This window comes from Citrobacter sp. A316 (assembly GCF_002042945.1).
In the GTDB taxonomy this organism is placed as follows: domain Bacteria; phylum Pseudomonadota; class Gammaproteobacteria; order Enterobacterales; family Enterobacteriaceae; genus Citrobacter; species Citrobacter portucalensis.
On record NZ_MVFZ01000007.1, the window covers coordinates 152,322 to 168,862 of the forward strand.

Below are 16,541 nucleotides of genomic sequence, written 5' to 3' on the forward strand. Positions count from 1 at the left end.
TCCGATACCGTCTGTAGGCCGGGCAAGCGAAGCGCCCCCGGCAATGATGATTACGCCATCGTACCAATCGTCTTTCGAAAGCGTAGTAGCGCTATCAAGAAGAACGCGCTGCCAATCGCCAGCAGCGTCAGAAACTGCGGCCAGACAATGTCAAACCCTGCGCCGCGGTAAAGTATCGCCTGCGCGAGGCTGACAAAATGGGTCGTTGGCATGGTCAGCATAATGTCCTGCACCGCCTGCGGCATGCTTTCACGTGGTGTAGAACCACCAGAAAGCATCTGTAACGGCAGCAGCACCAAAATCATCAGCAGTCCCAACTGTGGCATGGAGCGCGCCAGCGTGCCCATAAAAATGCCGATCGAGGTGGTGGCGAACAGGCTCAGCGCCACGCCCAGCATAAACAGCGGTATCGAACCTTCAATCGGTACGCCGAGCACGCCTTTTACCATCAGCATCAGCGACAGACCGGAAACTACCAGCACCACCAGCCCCATCGACCAGATTTTTGCCATCATGATCTCAAACGGCGTCACCGGCATCACCAGCAGATGCTCAATGGTCCCGTGCTCGCGCTCGCGGATCAGCGCCGAACCGGTAAGCACAATCGCCAGCATGGTGATGTTATTGATGATCGCCATCACCGCGCCAAAACGGGCGGGTTCCAGATTAGGGTTAAAGCGCATGCGCATTTCCAGCGCCACCGGCGGCTCATTGTTATCGCGGTAACGCGCCACAAAGCTGTTCACCTCGCCGCTGATGATATTCTGGATATAGCTGTTGCCGGTAAACGCCTGGCTCATCCGCGTGGCATCGACGTTAACCTGTATATCCGGTTGTCGTCCGGCCAGCACATCACGCTGAAAATCAGGCGGAATGTTTACGGCGAAGGTATAGCGCCCGGCGTCCAGCCCGGCATCCATCTCATCGGCAGTGATCATCTCCGGCGGTAAAAACCACGGGCGATAAAAGCTGTTCACAATCCGATTCGACAGCTGCGACTGGTCCATATCGGCAATGGCAATCGGCGCCAGATGCAGCGAACCTGGCAGGACTGTCGCGGAAGAATAAACCGAAATCGTGAAGGCGAAAACGATCAGCGTCAGCATCGCTTTGTCACCCAGCAGGCTGCGCAACTCTTTGATGCCGAGGTTATAAATATTGCGTAATCGGCGCATCACCCCTCCTGTTTTTTCAGCAGTAATACGCTCAGACCAATCACCACCGGAATGGCTACCGCCAGCGGAATAAACAGCTGCCAAAGATCGGTCAGATCCAACGCTTTAGAGAATGTTCCGCGCGCGATGGTCAGAAAATGGCTGGTCGGGTAAATTTCACCAATCCACCGTCCTGGCCCTTCCAGCGAAGCCACCGGATCGATCATCCCGGAAAACTGCGTCGCGGGGATCAGCGTAATAATCGCCGTACCAAAAATGGCCGCGATCTGGCTTTTCATAAAAGTGGAGATTAACAGCCCCAACCCGGTGGCAATGGTGACGTACAGCAGCGCGGCCAGCGTCAGGGTCACAAAGCTCCCCTTATGCGGGACGCCGAACACAAACACCGACAGCGCGCACAACAGCAGGAAGTTCAGCATGCCCAGCACGATGTACGGCAACTGTTTGCCGAGTAAAAACTCGCTGCGGGTCGTGGGCGTAACGTACAGGTTGATAATCGACCCCAGCTCTTTCTCACGCACTACGCTGAGGGCGCTGAGCATGGAAGGGATCATCATCAACAGCAGTGGGATCACCGCCGGAACAATCGCCGGCAGACTCTTCACATCCGGGTTGTAACGATAGCGAGTTTCAATGGTCATCAGCCCGTTTTGCCCACTGGCATTGGGTTGACGCGCCATCACATCCTGCAGCCAGGTCTGGTGCATCGCCTGCACGTAACCCCTGACCGTTTCAGCGCGGCTTGGCATTGCGCCATCGACCCAGACGCCGATCTTCACCGGCGTTCCACGCGCGATATCGCGACCAAAATTTGGCGGAATTTCAATTGCTACCGCGACTTCTCCCGAACGCATCCGTTTGTCCAGCTCTTCATAACTGGTGAGCGGCGGTTGCTCGATAAAATAGCGCGATCCCGCCAGATTTAGCGTCCACGCCTGGCTACTGACGGTCTGGTCACGATCGAGGACCGAAAAACGCAGGTTCTCCACATCCATGCTGATGCCGTAGCCCATGATCAGCATCAGGATCACCGTGCCCATCAGCGCCAGCGTGGAGCGTACCGGATCGCGTCGTAGCTCCAGCGCCTCGCGGCGGCTGTAGCTGAACAAGCGCCGCAGGCTAAAACCTTGCCTCGGCGGTTTACTGTTTTCATGCACTGTCGGGACATTGGCTGGCGCTAACTGCGCTTCCGGCGCCGGGCCTGCCGCTTCCTGCAACCAGGAGATAAACGCCTCTTCCAGACTGGCAGCTCCACGCTGTTTCACCAGCTCCTGCGGCGTGCCGCTGGCCAGCACTTTTCCGGCGTGCATCAGCGACATGCGGTCGCAGCGCTCCGCTTCGTTCATAAAGTGGGTGGAGATAAAAATGGTCACTTTGTCCTGACGCGATAGATCAACCATCAGTTGCCAGAACATATCCCTCGCCACCGGATCGACCCCGGAGGTCGGTTCATCAAGAATGAGCATCTCCGGACGATGGATCACCGCCACCGCCAGCGACAGGCGTTGACGGATCCCCAACGGTAGCGCACCGGGCAACGCATCTTCGACATCGGTCAGTGAAAAGCGCTCGCTCATCTCCTGCACCCGCCCAGGGATTTCTGCTTCGGGGATATGGAACAACCGCGCATGTAATTCGAGGTTTTGCCGGACGGTCAGCTCGCTGTAGAGCGAAAATGCCTGCGACATATAGCCTACCCGGCGGCGGGTATCGATATTTTTCGGGTCAACCGCTTGCCCAAACAGCCACGCCTCGCCCTCGCTTGCGGGCAGCAGCCCGGTGAGCATTTTCATGGTAGTGGATTTACCGCAGCCGTTGGAGCCGAGAAAACCAAAGATTTCCCCGCGCGGAATGCGGAAGTTAACGTGGTCCACCGCCACAAATTTACCGAAGCGCATGGTCAGGTCTTTCGCCTCGATGGCAATCTCTTCCTGCTCAGCGTGATACGGCGGGATCACGACCGGTTTATGCGCCTGGCGCTGAGCTTCAGGTAACAGCGCGATAAACGCCTGCTCCAGCGTGTTGCTGTTGGTTTTTTCGCGTAGCTGCTGCGCGCTCCCGGTGGCTAACACCTCCCCGGCGTTCATCGCCACCAGCCAGTCAAAGCGCTCGGCTTCTTCCATGTAAGCGGTCGCCACCAGCACGCTCATGTTGGTCTGTCGCTGGCGAATGCTGTTAATCAGATCCCAGAACTGGGCACGGGACAGCGGGTCGACCCCGGTGGTGGGTTCATCGAGAATTAACAGCTCCGGGTCGTGGATTAACGCGCAGCACAGCCCCAGTTTTTGCTTCATCCCGCCCGAGAGTTTCCCGGCAGGACGGTCGCGAAACGGTGCCAGTCCGGTGCTATTCAGCAGCTCGGTAATCCGCGCCTCACGCTCCGCTTTGTCATGCCCAAACAGGCGAGCAAAGAAATCGACGTTCTCATATACCGACAGCGTGTGATACAGGTTTTTCCCCAGCCCTTGCGGCATCCAGGCAATGCGCGGGCAGACATCCCGGCGATGTTTTGGGTCGCGCATATCGCCGCCCAGCACCATCACGTTGCCGTGTTCAATGACCCGCGCGCCGGAGATGAGCGACAGCAGGCTCGATTTTCCGACGCCATCCGGGCCAATCAGTCCCACCATACATCGGGCAGGGATATCCAGCGTGATATTGTTCAGCGCTACCGTTTTCCCGTAATGCTGACTCACGCCGTCAAGGTGCGCCACGGGAGGAACGGGAACCAGCGCCAGATGCGTCATTGCGGCAACCTCACTACCAGGTCGTCAGGCCAGGCTCGACTTTCATCAACACGTACCCACGCCATGCCCGGCAGACCGGTTTTCACGTACTCAAGATGCTGCTGCAACAGCTCTGGCGGGATACGCGCTTTGACGCGGAACATCAGTTTCAGCCGCTCATCGCTGGTTTCGACCGTTTTCGGCGTGAACTGCGCGACGCTAGCCACAAAGCTGATGGTCGCTGGAATACGCAGATCCGGCGCGGCATCCAGCACCAGGCGTGCTTCGCCGCCAATCTTCAGTAAACCAGCCTGTTCGGTAGGTAAGAAGAACGTCATGTAGACATCGCTGAGATCGACCATATTCAGCACGCGACCGCCCGCGGAAAGCACCTCGCCCGGTTCGGCGACGCGGTACTGCACGCGACCATCGCGCGGGGCTTTCAGCTCGCTGTCATCAATATCAGCAGCGATACGACGTTCAGTGGCCTGCGCGGCTTCTACACGGGTTTGCGCCTGAATAATGCTGGTACGAGCGGCTTCAATGGCGGCTTTTGCCGCAGAGACCTGCGCCTTTGCAGATTCCAGCGCCGCACGAGCGCTTTCTGCCGCAGCCCTGTCGTCATCCAGCTGTTGCTCAGACACCGCTCCACGCTGGGATAACGAACGGGAACGTACATGGCGTTTAGAGACCGATTGCAGTTCCGCCTCGCGCTGTTTTACCACCGACTGCGCGGCACGCATTTCACTTTGCCGCTGCTCTAACAGCGCTCGCGCCGCCGCCACCGCGCTTTCCGCTTCTTTGATTTGGGCGACCGCTTCCAGCCGCTGCTCCTGCAGCACGCGGGTATCCATTTTCGCCAGCACCTCGCCCTGACGAACAAACTGCCCTTCCGACACGAGAATCGTGTCAATTCGCCCGGCAATCTTGGTGGCAATATCCACTTCGGTGGCTTCAATTCTGCCATTGCTGGCTGCAAACCCTTCCGGTATTCCCGCAGGACGGAGCATCCACCATGCTATCGCGGCCACCACAATCAGGATGCCCGCCCCCCACCACATCAGATGACGTTTTAACTTATCCATATTCGACCCGCCGTAATCCCTGTTATCAAACAATGCGTGTCACAAAGCCCACTGAACAGCTATTCAGCGGGAGATTCCATCCGGGATGAGAAGGAATGAGAAATATTGGCCAGAGAGCGGACAGGCGCGAAGGCAACCTGCGCCGCGCAGGAAGTGAATGACGAAAATGCTGTGAAATCGGGTAGTAATGTTGTCATCATCAGCGTTCCTGGCCGGAAATGAAACACGCATACTCATAACTGCTGTCTATTGAATACTAACACCTGGATTCAATATGTCTATTCGGTTGTAGCAGGGATGTTGCAGGAAAAAAAATCGTGCCCGGCAATTCCTTCACCGGACACCTATAGTGCTTAAAAAGCCTGCTGATAAAGTCGCAACGCATCGTCTTCAGTAAGCGTCACGGGATTGTTATCCAGTAAACGGGTCTGCTGCATAGCATCGTGGGCCAACAGCGGCAGGTCCTTTTCAGGTACATCGACGTCACGCAGCCTGTTCGGTGCGCCGGTTGCGGCAATAATCTTCACCATCGCGGCAATAAACGACAGGGCATCATTTTCCACGTCCCCTGTCACCTTCGCCCCAATGACGGCTGCCAGCTCACCATAAAGTGGAGCCGCCGCTGACGCGTTAAACTGCAGCACTGGAATCAACATCAGCGCATTCGACAATCCATGTGGAATATGGTGTCGTGCGCCCAAGGGATAAGCCAGCGCATGCACCGCCGCCACAGGGGAATTGGCAAAAGCCTGGCCTGCCAGCATCGCGCCCAGCAGAACATTTTCTCGTGCCTCACGGTTGTTCCCGTCACGACATGCGGTCACCAGATGGCGACTGATTAAACGTAACGCCTCTCGGGCCAACGCATCCGAAAGCGGGTTCTTCTTATGCTTGCCGGTATAGGCCTCTATCGCATGCACCATCGCATCTATCCCGGCGGCAGCGGTGTGGACCGGCGGTAACCCCAGCGTCAGTTGCGCATCCAGCAGCACCAAATCACCATACAGCTGCGGGGAGACAATGCCCATTTTGCTGTCATCATGCGTCGTTAAAATGGCAATATTGGTGACTTCAGACCCCGTACCTGCCGTAGTGGGAATATTTACCAGCGGCAAACGTTGGCCGATAACCTTGCCAATCCCGTAAAGCTCCGGCAGCTCTTGTTCAGAGTTGATTAACACAGCCACCAGCTTCGCGACATCCAGCGAGGAGCCGCCGCCCAGGCCAATAACCATGTCACAGTGGCCATCGCGTGCTACCTGTATGGCTTCGCGAACAAGGTGTTCATGCGGATCGGGTTGAACCCGAGCATAAACCGTCACCTGAAATCCTGCGTCTTGCAGGCTATGCAGAACAGGCGGCAGAATCCCTGCTTTGACCAGTCCTGGGTCGGTTACCAGCAATACACGACGCGCGCTAAAACGCTGCTGAAGGATCTCTCCTAATCGTGCCGCACCCGCCCATTCGACGATGATCTCCGCTACCGTCGTAAACGCAAAATCCTTCATAACATGGTTCATTGATGTATTCCTTGTAGTAAGAAAGACAGCGTTTACCTACGCGGTTCATCGGGAAGAATGTGAAAGCTTTTCACCTCTTTACGTTCCAACAGCGGAGTAATAATTCCAACGCCAATACGTTGAAAATGTTCCGTTTGTCGGTGAAGTTCAAGACCTTGTGCGCAACGATAAGTCTCAACAATCACAAAGCGATCGCCGTCTTCCGTGGAACGGAAAAACTCATAGGTGATATTTTCAGGCTCGTTACGCGTCGCCTCCGCCAGCATGCTGAGCGCATCGTTTACCTTGTCGCCCATCGTCGGTTGGGCAAAATAATGTGCGACAACAAACAGCTGCGTATTTTCCATTTTTGGCTCCAGGTGGTTAACGTAGAAGATTCACATCCCATAACGCACTGTCGCTGCTTGAGACGGCTATCGCGCCGTGCAACAGTGCTGTCTGAGCATGCTCCTCATTGCAGACAAACCCGGACGCCACAATCGGCGGCAACACATTACGATCGGCCTGCGGAAGCAACGGCAGCATCTGCGCGGGCATCAGTTGCACATAATCAGGTTCGCTTTGCTCCACCGCTTTCAGGCTGCGTAGCCAGGTGGAACGGTCAGTGACAAAGATTTTCTGCATGGTCACCAGCCCGCATTTTTTCGCACGCTGTACGGTTTGCAAACGCGTAGAGAGCAGCCCCATCGCCCCTGTTTCAGCCACATAATCGATGCCACCTTTATCCTGCGACAGCCCATTACAACTGTCGATATTGACGATGACGTACTTTCCCGCCTTCGACAGCAGTTCGATCACTGGCTGGAGCTTAATCAGATCGATATTAGCAATAATGCAGACTTCAGCTTTGCTGGACAGCGCGGTTTTCAGTTGCTCAATGCCGTAAATCGCCATGATGATGGGATGGCGTGCCAGAAGCACGCCAAGGTTTTTGATCATGATTGACCTGCCTGATATGAGTGCAGCTCAGCGCTTAACCCCAGTTTTCCCGGGTTCAGGATATTCTGCGGATCCAGCGCCTTTTTAATGCCGGCCAAAACCGAAAGCGATTCACCTAAAGAGGCCTGCATATAGGGGGAACGAAGCAGCCCAACGCCATGGTGATGGCTGAGGGAGGCATTGTGTTTAATCAGCACCGCATTTGCCGCGTCCCATGCCGCACGATACCATGCCCCGCGTTGCTCAACCGCCACATCGCCACGCAGCGAGAAGTAAAGGCATGCGCCATCGACGTAGGCGTGGGACTGGTGCGCTGAACCAGCCAGCGTCCCCGGTACAGCGTTAATCGCAGCCACCACATCATCATATACCGCGCTGAGATCGCGCCAGCGTCCCACCATTTCCAGCGTGTCCGCCACCAGACCGGGGCTTTTCTTAAAGCCTTCAGCGCTTTTGCCCGTCAGATACCGGGTATCCAGCCAGCGTTCAAAGATGGCCTCACCGTCAAGTTCCTCTCCGCTCTGCTTACAAACACGCTCACTGATAGCCAGCACCGCGTCGACCATATCTGGCTCTCCTTCGTCCGCAATTAGCAGGACATTGGTCTCTGGCAGACCAAACTGCACACCGCTTTCCAGATTATCGTACAAACGTAGTGCCGCCGGATTCGCGCCATGCTGTAAGATTTCGCGACATGCCTCCAGTCCACTGGCGAAACTGGAAAAACCCCAGGCGATGGCGCGGCCATAATCCGGCAGGCGATGCAGCTTCAAACGCACACGCACAATCACACCCAGCGTGCCTTCCGAACCAATGAACATTTGCTGTAAATCCGGTCCGATAGCGCTGCGTGCATAACCGCCCACGGTGATTAAGCGCCCATCGGCAAGTACCACATCCATCCCAAAAACCATATCTTCAATTTTGCCATAGCGGGTAGAAAGCTGCCCCGCGCCACGACAGGCGACCCACCCACCCACGGTACTAATGCCAAACGAAGACGGCCAGTGGCCCATCGTCATACCGTACTCTTTTTGGATGATTTGTTCGAAAACATCGCCAAACATGCCGGCTTCTACCTCAACAATCTGACTTTGCGGGTCAAAATCGATAAATTTATTGAGTTCGCAAACATCCAGCACGATCCCCCCACGCAACGGCAAGGCGGCTCCGGTAACGTTACTGCGCCCGGCAGAAACCGTGACCGGGATGGCGGATTCACTGGCAAGACGCATCACGTCCTGAATCTGTTCCACGGTGGAAACGCGCACAATCCCCCCTTTTGAGGTGGCGGGGGTGCCCTGGGTTTCCGCAATCATCGAACCGGCCCACCAGTCGCGGGTCCAGGAAATCACATCGGCCTCAGACGTCAGCACTTCATCGGCAATGACCCGTAGACGGTCAAACGTCGCTTCGGTTATTGCAACGGGATCAACCTGCATTCCTTTTGCGCCACCGCTGCGGGTGATATCCGTTGCCCATGCGGGACGAGTATGTGCGCCAACGGTATAATTTCCACGGTTGTAACCACGTTTAATCGCTTCTTTACTGATCATTCTGATGTCCCCATAAGCATTGATTTTTCATGTTTAATTGCGGCCTGATAGCTGGCGACCTGTTTAGCCACGTGCTCAGGATGTAATCGGAGTTCTTGCTGCAGTATTTCCCCAACGCGTTCAGCGGCAGCGGCTGATGCATCGCGCGCCATCAGGCGAGCACGAATTCGGCGCGACAGCACATCGTCAACAGTGCTGGCAAGCTCATGGCGCACGGCGTACACCACTTCCGCTTCGGTATAGGGAAGTCCTGCGACGATAGGCTTCATGAGCGACGGATCGGCCTGGATAATGTCACTGACAAAATGGGCTTCAGTACCGTAGCGCTCGCCCAGATGTGCAGACAGACCACCTGAGGCCAGAATGGCCTGCGGGTCATAGCCAGCCGCGCCAAGCAAATACGCAGTTTTCGTTGAGCAGGCCTTCTTACGACCCAGTATTTTGCTGGCCGCATCGATGGTTTCTTCCGCCATATGACGTGATGTCGTCAGCTTGCCGCCGACGATGGTAATGAGCCCGTCCGCTGAAACCCGGATCTCATGGTTACGCTTCATCTCAACGGTCTTTCCACCCGCCACGCCCACCAGAGGACGGCAACCGGCGATACTTCCCACCACATCTTCCGGGCGCAGATCCGTTTTCAGCGCTGAGTTGGCCCCTTCCAGCAGAAAGTCCAGCTCAGTGCGATTACAGTGAACATCGTTCAGATCGCCCTGATAGTCCTCATCCGTAGTGCCCAGATAGGAGACGTTGCCCCAGCGCGTTATGGTCGCGCGTCGGCTGCGTCCGGCAACCGGGATGGTCACCGTGCAATCATTGCGAATCTTCATCCATGGGATCGCGACGTGGACCCCCTTCGCCGGGCGAATATTCAGAGGAGATGCCTCCCCTTTTTTCAACCCGTTCCAGTCACGTAGCCAGACGCCCGTCGCCATAATGACCACCCGCGCCTTAACCTGAATTTCTCGGGCATCGGCATACACAATGGCCCCATTGACTTTACCGTGCTGATCACGAGTGGTTTCAATGACTTCTGCATGGTTCGTCACCGTCGCCCCATGAAACGCCGCCGTGCGCACCAGGGCCAGCGTTAATCTGGCATCATCAACGCGGGCATCGAAATACATAAAACCGCCGGAGAGTTGCTCTTCTTTCAGCGTTGGGCAGTGCGACAGTACTTCCGCCGGAGTCAATTTTTGGTGAAGGATACCTTCCCGCCATCCGCCGGCGAGATCGTAGGTCCAGAGCAGACTTTCAAACGCCGAAGACATGCGCTTATCAAACACGCCATTCTTATCAAGCACCGGAAATAAAAAAGGAAGCCGCTGCACCAGATGGCGAGCGTTCCGGCGCATACGCTGGCGTTCGAGCAAAGAGTGGCGCACCAGCCCCAGGTTCCCCTGCTCGATATAACGCAAACCACCGTGCACCATTTTTGATGACTTGGATGACGTCCCCGAAGCGAAATCGCTTTTTTCAATCAGCGCGACCCGATAGCCACGCAGGCTGGCATCCAGCGCCGCATAGGCTCCCGTCACGCCGCCGCCGACAATCAGGATGTCGTAGGTTTCGCTTTCGAGTCGGTCCAGTTGCTCAGGTCGCTGTAGACGCAACGGCTCTGCGCCGTACATTTCACTACGTGTTTTATTGGGCTTTCGCGAAGGGAAAAACTTCATGAGTGGGTACGCTCCTGATTAGCTGAAGTGAAGCTGCTGGCGGCATCTATTTCGAGCGCAATACGCATCTCCCAGCGGTTTATTTTTTGTTCGCGAAGGTCATGACTAATTTTGGGTTCAAACAGGCGCGCTGTTTTCAGCGTGGCGCAGGCATCGGGCAACGAGTCCCACAGCAGCCCATCGGCCCCTGCCAGAAATGCCGCACCACGTAAGCTGGCCCGTGCTGTTTCGGCCATCCGCCGTACGGGGATCCCGCTAACATCAGCCTGGATTTGCAATAACGTATCGCTATTGGATAACCCGCCCCCAACCACCAGTTCTTGTGCAGGTATGCCGGTTGCCGCTTCATTCGCACGAATACAGGCAGCGACCGAATGCGCGATACCTTCCAGAATGGCGTAAGCCACCTGCGGGCGCGTGGTCGAGATTGAAATACCGTTAAGGGAGGCGCGGGCCTGCGGTTGCAGATGAGGAACACGCAGACCCGTCAATGCCGGAATGAAACTCACGCCGCCAGAATCACTGGCCTGCGCAGCCAACTCGCTAATTTGTTCGGGCGAGTCAAACCAGTGCAGCTTTTCGCACACCCAGTTCAAAGCCGAACCGGTAGTTGGAACGAAAGTTTCTACAGAGAAGTGTGAACGCCCTTTTTGGCGGCGAGCTGTCATTGTGAGCGTGCTTTCACAACTCTTATTCAACGTCGGTACCGTCGGCCCCATCATCAAGTCGACAAAGCTGCCGGTCCCATGCATACAAAAAGCCTGTCCGCGTTCAGTACAGCCAAGGCCGATAGCCCCCGCAAACTGATCTCCGGCACAGGCCCGGATCGGGACGCTAATTCCGAGGATATCCTCACGCGTGGTGCCAAAATCATCAGCATCATCATGTAATGATGGCAGCAATGACGCCGGGAAATTCAACGCCTGCAGCCAGGACAAGTGATACTGATGCTCGTTAAGGCAATACGCCCCAGCAGACGTGGCGTTAGTAGGGGTAGTGACACATTTTTTTTCTTGCGCCAGATGCCAGAGTAACCAGCTGTCAACGGTGCCAAACACCAGCGTTCCGGCCTGGTGCGCCTTCTTCACTGCCGATGTGTTGGCGATATGGTATGACGCCCAGAGGTAAGGAGAGCGTATCCCAACCGGCCGGCCAATGATCGGCAGCAGCTTCGCATCCCATTGTGGGGCGAGTTGCGCCAGTTCATCCGTAAAACGAGCATCCTGCCAAACCATCGCAGGTGCCAGCGCCTTGCCAGTGCCTGCATCCCAGAGCACCGCTGTTGAACGTTGCGTAGCAATCGCCAGCGCCACAATGCGCATCTTGCTACGCTGGGCGTTGGCAATCGCAGTGCGACACACGGCAATGGTGGCCTGTAGTATTTCATCAGCATCTTGTTCAACAACGCCATGGCGCTGGCTACTGACCTGAAGCGGTTGGTATTCCAGGCAGTGGACCTGGCTATTTCGCGCCACCACTGCCGCGCGCGTACCAGATGTCCCTTCATCTATCGCCAGAATGACATCTTCATATTCAATCATTTCGTGCTCCTGTTTGACTCGGGGGCCATCGACTCTGGATAAGACGACTGTGATGGTGCGAACTGCGGAGCACCAGGCTCGTTATCCGGCTGGATGGTCGTGCGAGTGGGATCCCACGGGATCGCAAAACAGACGATGCTCGCAAATAGCGGAACTGCGGACATGATCAGGAAAGTTGTTTGCAGACCGTACAGATCGCGGAAGACGGGGAAAATAAACAACCCAAGCGCCGCACCGATTGCGCCAAGTGCCCCCACCACACCGTTGGCACCTGCTCGCAGTTCACTGCGAAAAGAGAGTGATGAAAGGCTTTTCCCATTTGCGCCAGGCCCGCCAGAGTGACAAAGAATAAACAGCGCAGGGACCAGCAAAGAGGCCCACAGCGGCATACTGTCGCTAAACAGCCCCAGCGTAAGCAGTACGAGAAAAGCCACGGCAAAACCGATCGCCGACGAACGGCGCAGGCCCAGGCGGCGACCTATAGCGGGCGACAGGAAGCCGCCAACGATACCGAAAACGTTAAAAAACAGTGAACACAATGTTGCGTATACAAAGTTCTTACCGAACATCGCAGCGCTAATAACCGGTAAATACCAGCCGACACCAAAATATTGTATTGACTGGCAGATCTGAACCGTAGAAGCCAGAATCGTACGCGGCAAATAAACGCCACGGAATATTAGCAGCACATTTTTCGCACCTTTTTCCGCTTGCCCAATGACCGGTTTTTGCTCCGCCTTTGGTGCCAGAATAAAATTCTCACCATATATTTTATTCATAGCGATCACGGCCTCAGAAAGACGTGATTTTCTCGCCAGCCATACCGGGCTTTCAACTAAATAACGAAACTGGAAGAACAGGACAATCAGTCCGCATAATGCTGTTACGGCAATAGAATAACGCCAGATAGCATCTCCAACATCCCAGGAATAAAACATCAGCGCCAAGACCAGGTTTAAACACACCGCGACATACCACACCCCTTGCCAGGTGTTTAAACGGCTTTTTAGTTTCACCGGGGTGAACTCCGCTAACATCGCCATGGCCACGGCAAAATCCATTCCGTAAGAGACGCCAACGAAGAAGCGGCCTATGATAATGGTGCTGAAACTGGAGGACGACATCACCAGCAACGCACCGATCACCGCCATTATTTTGGCAATAATCAGCGGCGGAACACGCCCCCAGCGATCGGCAATCCAGCCGCCGATGGGGTTAAATAATATGGCAACCCACGATGAGAATGAGGTCAGCAGCGCAACTTCAGTCGCGCTCAGATTTAAATTGCGGGTCATTGGATTTAATCCAGCGCTGAGAGCTGAATTTGAAAAAGCGTCAAGAAACAGGCCGCCTAGCGCTAACCACCAAATAACACCGGCTCTGCCATTGATTTTTCCGCGTGAGTCGATGCAATGAATAACATCATCAACACCACGGATTTTTATCGGATTCGAGAATGAGCATGCGGACATGGCTTTCCCCTTCATAATATTCGGAAGAAGGTCGCCATTAGCTAAAAAAATGCAATAAGAGACCATCTTAATTTCACAGATAGTCTCTTATCTAAAATCTGTATTTTTCCACTCTAGAAGGTAACGGAAAGCGTGTCAAAGCGACTTTATCGGTTGACTTTGATTTTGTGATATGTAGCACAATTGTTAATAGGAGATTACATTAACAACGTTTGGCGCGGCATTTCTGGCTGATGCCTGCATGCCTCTATGCGATGGCTGGACATCCCCCTCAGCGCTAATACCAGATGTATGCTGAACATACGTCGTTTCCTCGGCGCATCGTTAATGCAAACCCGCAATAAATAGACTTTGAGTATGCGATTAGATTTATCACAAATTACCAGATTAAAATAAAGTCATTTAAATTCATTGAATTACGATTAACTCTCTTTGCTTATTGTTATTTTCAACGTTGATTTTTCGTTATGTTGATCACATTAACATCAAAATGATGGTGATCTTAAAATAGGATTTAAATATTGTGGTCAGGCCGCTAGACCACAATAAGAGGATATATCATGAAAAGAAAAACAATGGGATGGCTTATCGTTTTTCTTCTATTTATAGTTTACATGCTTAACTATATGGATCGTTCAGCATTGTCGATCACCGCTCCACTCATTGAAAAGGAATTAGGATTTAATGCCGCTGAAATGGGTATGATTTTCAGCGCATTCTTTGTTGGCTACGCACTGTTTAACTTTATCGGTGGCTGGGCCAGCGACAAGTTTGGTCCTAAGACAGTATTTTTGGTCGCCGCATTACTTTGGTCAGTATTTTGTGGGATGACCAGTTTAGTTACCGGTTTATGGACCATGCTGGCCGTACGCGTATTATTTGGTATGGCCGAAGGACCAGTTAGCGCAGCCGGCAATAAAATCATCAATAACTGGATTTCGCGTAAAGAATCCGCCACTGCGATTGGTATTTTTAGCGCCGGTTCACCGTTAGGTGGTGCAATTTCTGGTCCGGTCGTTGGCCTGTTGGCTCTTTCATTAGGCTGGCGTCCGGCATTTGGGATTATTTTCCTGTTTGGTTTAGCCTGGGTCATTCTCTGGTACTTCATTGCCAGTGATAAACCGTCCAAAAGTAAACACCTTGCCCCGGAAGAGCGTGTCGATTTTGAAAACCATGACGACATTATTTTAGCGGATGACGGTAAAGCAATGCCTTCTCTTGGCTACTACATGAAACAGCCGATGGTGTGGGCAACGACGCTGGCCTTCTTTAGCTATAACTACATACTCTTTTTCTTCCTGACCTGGTTTCCAAGCTACCTGAATCACTCATTACATCTTGATATTAAAGAAATTAGCATTGCAACCGTGATCCCGTGGGTGATAGGCGCAATCGGCATGGTTCTGGGCGGCGTATGTTCTGATTTTATCTATCGCGTTACAGGAAATGCCCTGCTTTCTCGACGTCTTATTCTCGGCGTGTGCCTGGCTGGTGCGGCGATTTGTGTTGGTGTTTCAGGCACAGTCACCACCATCAGCAGCGCCGTTGGACTGATGTCTGTCTCGCTCTTCCTGCTGTATCTGACCGGGCCAATTTATTGGGCTGTTATTCAGGATGTAGTGCATAAAGATAAAGTCGGTAGCGTCGGCGGAGCCATGCATGGGCTAGCGAATATTTCCGGGATTATTGGCCCACTGGTCACCGGATTCATCGTTCAGTTCAGCGGTAAATATGATTACGCATTCTATCTTGCTGGTGCTATTGCGATTGTTTCCAGCTGCCTGGTATTCGTATTTGTCAAAAATAAAGGATTGAAAGAAAATGAAAGTCAAAGCTGTTTACATCAATAAACCTGGTGAAATTGAAACCCGCTGGGTTGATTATCCTGAAAAGAAAGATAATGAAGTGCTGATTAAAGTCGATGCTGCCGGAATATGTGGTTCTGATATTGGTGCATTTCGCGGAACTAATCCTTTAGTAACCTACCCACGTATTATTGGTCACGAAGTTACCGGCGTAGTTATTAAAGAAGGCAATGGTATGCCGGCCAACATAAAAGAAGGAGACCGCGTAATTGTTGACCCTTATATCTATTGTGGTCACTGTTATCCCTGCTCGGTAGGCAGAACAAATTGTTGTGAGAATCTAAAAGTAATTGGCGTGCATATTGATGGCGCAATGCAGGAGGTGGTTGCTCACCCTGCGCATTTGATTCACAAAATCCCTGATGACGTGGCCTCCGAGATGGCACCGCTGGCAGAACCGCTGACCATTGCGCTACATGCGCTACATCGGGCCAAACTCACCGCAGGGGAACATATCGCCATCATTGGGGCGGGTGCGATAGGTCTGATGGCGGCACTGAGCGCATTACGTTATGGCGCGACACCTATCCTGATCGATATCGTGGAAGAAAGACTCCAGTATGCCAAATCGCTGGGCGTCCCGTACGTTATCAATCCCTCGAATACGCAGGTTATTGACGCGATAAAAGATATTACGCAGGGCACGATGGCCCAGGTCGTGGTTGAAGCCTCTGGCGCTAACAGCGCGATTCGCGAAACGCTGGATCTGGCCTCTTTTGCTGGTCGTATTGCTTTCACCGGCTGGCCAAAACAGGAAACATCGTTACCCACCAATCTGATCACGTTTAAGGAACTGGATCTTCGCGGATCCCGTACCAGCGCAGGCGAGTTTGAAGAAGCATTACAGATGCTTGCAACGCTGAACATCAATCCTGCGGATGTTGTCAGCAAAGTAGTGAGTATTGATGAGGTTCCTGCCGCTGTAAAAGAACTCGATCAATACCCGGAACGCTATCTGAAGATCAATGCGACCTTTCATTAATTTT

General features: G+C 53.8%; 12 protein-coding genes. 2 read left to right on the plus strand and 10 right to left on the minus strand.

Annotated elements, in window-relative coordinates:
• Window positions 1-50 precede the first annotated feature (50 nt).
• The 10 genes from BZK41_RS10905 to BZK41_RS10950 all read right to left on the minus strand — a co-directional run bounded on the left by BZK41_RS10905 (window position 51) and on the right by BZK41_RS10950 (window position 13,705).
• The gene (locus tag BZK41_RS10905; RefSeq protein WP_079938162.1) at window positions 51-1,175 is read right to left on the minus strand and encodes an ABC transporter permease; all 1,125 of its coding nucleotides are present in this window, start codon (window positions 1,173-1,175) and stop codon (window positions 51-53) included.
• Window positions 1,175-3,922 carry a ribosome-associated ATPase/putative transporter RbbA gene (rbbA, locus tag BZK41_RS10910; RefSeq protein WP_079938163.1) on the minus strand — a complete coding sequence of 916 codons (2,748 nt, stop codon included), beginning with the start codon at window positions 3,920-3,922 and terminating at the stop codon, window positions 1,175-1,177. The genes BZK41_RS10905 and rbbA overlap by 1 nt, the downstream gene beginning before the upstream one ends.
• Window positions 3,919-4,986, minus strand: a complete 1,068-nt coding sequence (locus tag BZK41_RS10915; protein WP_079938164.1) for an HlyD family efflux transporter periplasmic adaptor subunit — start codon at window positions 4,984-4,986, stop codon at window positions 3,919-3,921. Before BZK41_RS10915 ends, rbbA begins: the two co-directional genes overlap by 4 nt.
• A gap of 353 nt (window positions 4,987-5,339) precedes the next feature.
• A complete protein-coding gene (locus tag BZK41_RS10920) occupies window positions 5,340-6,506 on the minus strand; it encodes an iron-containing alcohol dehydrogenase (RefSeq protein WP_079938165.1) in 1,167 nt (388 codons plus the stop codon).
• A gap of 32 nt (window positions 6,507-6,538) precedes the next feature.
• Window positions 6,539-6,853 carry a putative quinol monooxygenase gene (locus BZK41_RS10925; RefSeq protein ID WP_079938166.1) on the minus strand — a complete coding sequence of 105 codons (315 nt, stop codon included), beginning with the start codon at window positions 6,851-6,853 and terminating at the stop codon, window positions 6,539-6,541.
• A 16-nt stretch (window positions 6,854-6,869) separates the two neighbouring features.
• Entirely contained in the window at window positions 6,870-7,445 is a 576-nt protein-coding gene (locus BZK41_RS10930; protein ID WP_003827492.1) for a glycerol-3-phosphate responsive antiterminator, read from the minus strand.
• A complete protein-coding gene (locus BZK41_RS10935; RefSeq protein WP_079938167.1) occupies window positions 7,442-9,001 on the minus strand; it encodes an FAD-binding oxidoreductase in 1,560 nt (519 codons plus the stop codon). The genes BZK41_RS10930 and BZK41_RS10935 overlap by 4 nt, the downstream gene beginning before the upstream one ends.
• Window positions 8,998-10,677 (minus strand): glycerol-3-phosphate dehydrogenase/oxidase, encoded by a 1,680-nt coding sequence (locus BZK41_RS10940; RefSeq protein WP_079938168.1) that lies wholly within the window; start codon window positions 10,675-10,677, stop codon window positions 8,998-9,000. The genes BZK41_RS10935 and BZK41_RS10940 overlap by 4 nt, the downstream gene beginning before the upstream one ends.
• Window positions 10,674-12,218 (minus strand): FGGY family carbohydrate kinase, encoded by a 1,545-nt coding sequence (locus BZK41_RS10945; RefSeq protein WP_079938169.1) that lies wholly within the window; start codon window positions 12,216-12,218, stop codon window positions 10,674-10,676. The genes BZK41_RS10940 and BZK41_RS10945 overlap by 4 nt, the downstream gene beginning before the upstream one ends.
• The gene (locus tag BZK41_RS10950; RefSeq protein WP_366557269.1) at window positions 12,215-13,705 is read right to left on the minus strand and encodes an MFS transporter; all 1,491 of its coding nucleotides are present in this window, start codon (window positions 13,703-13,705) and stop codon (window positions 12,215-12,217) included. The genes BZK41_RS10945 and BZK41_RS10950 overlap by 4 nt, the downstream gene beginning before the upstream one ends.
• 545 nt (window positions 13,706-14,250) lie before the next feature.
• Between BZK41_RS10950 and BZK41_RS10955 the strand changes: the two genes are divergently transcribed.
• Entirely contained in the window at window positions 14,251-15,540 is a 1,290-nt protein-coding gene (locus BZK41_RS10955) for an MFS transporter (RefSeq protein WP_063941413.1), read from the plus strand.
• Complete coding sequence (locus tag BZK41_RS10960; RefSeq protein WP_079938171.1) at window positions 15,512-16,537, plus strand: alcohol dehydrogenase catalytic domain-containing protein; 1,026 nt, start codon at window positions 15,512-15,514, stop codon at window positions 16,535-16,537. The genes BZK41_RS10955 and BZK41_RS10960 overlap by 29 nt, the downstream gene beginning before the upstream one ends.
• Window positions 16,538-16,541: the final 4 nt, after the last annotated feature.

Coding starts and splice junctions, on each gene's coding strand:
- BZK41_RS10905 (WP_079938162.1), bottom strand. CDS start 1,175: ATGCGCCGATTACGCAATATTTATAACCTCGGCATCAAAGAGTTGCGC.
- rbbA (WP_079938163.1), bottom strand. CDS start 3,922: ATGACGCATCTGGCGCTGGTTCCCGTTCCTCCCGTGGCGCACCTTGAC.
- BZK41_RS10915 (WP_079938164.1), bottom strand. CDS start 4,986: ATGGATAAGTTAAAACGTCATCTGATGTGGTGGGGGGCGGGCATCCTG.
- BZK41_RS10920 (WP_079938165.1), bottom strand. CDS start 6,506: ATGAACCATGTTATGAAGGATTTTGCGTTTACGACGGTAGCGGAGATC.
- BZK41_RS10925 (WP_079938166.1), bottom strand. CDS start 6,853: ATGGAAAATACGCAGCTGTTTGTTGTCGCACATTATTTTGCCCAACCG.
- BZK41_RS10930 (WP_003827492.1), bottom strand. CDS start 7,445: ATGATCAAAAACCTTGGCGTGCTTCTGGCACGCCATCCCATCATCATG.
- BZK41_RS10935 (WP_079938167.1), bottom strand. CDS start 9,001: ATGATCAGTAAAGAAGCGATTAAACGTGGTTACAACCGTGGAAATTAT.
- BZK41_RS10940 (WP_079938168.1), bottom strand. CDS start 10,677: ATGAAGTTTTTCCCTTCGCGAAAGCCCAATAAAACACGTAGTGAAATG.
- BZK41_RS10945 (WP_079938169.1), bottom strand. CDS start 12,218: ATGATTGAATATGAAGATGTCATTCTGGCGATAGATGAAGGGACATCT.
- BZK41_RS10950 (WP_366557269.1), bottom strand. CDS start 13,705: ATGAAGGGGAAAGCCATGTCCGCATGCTCATTCTCGAATCCGATAAAA.
- BZK41_RS10955 (WP_063941413.1), top strand. CDS start 14,251: ATGAAAAGAAAAACAATGGGATGGCTTATCGTTTTTCTTCTATTTATA.
- BZK41_RS10960 (WP_079938171.1), top strand. CDS start 15,512: ATGAAAGTCAAAGCTGTTTACATCAATAAACCTGGTGAAATTGAAACC.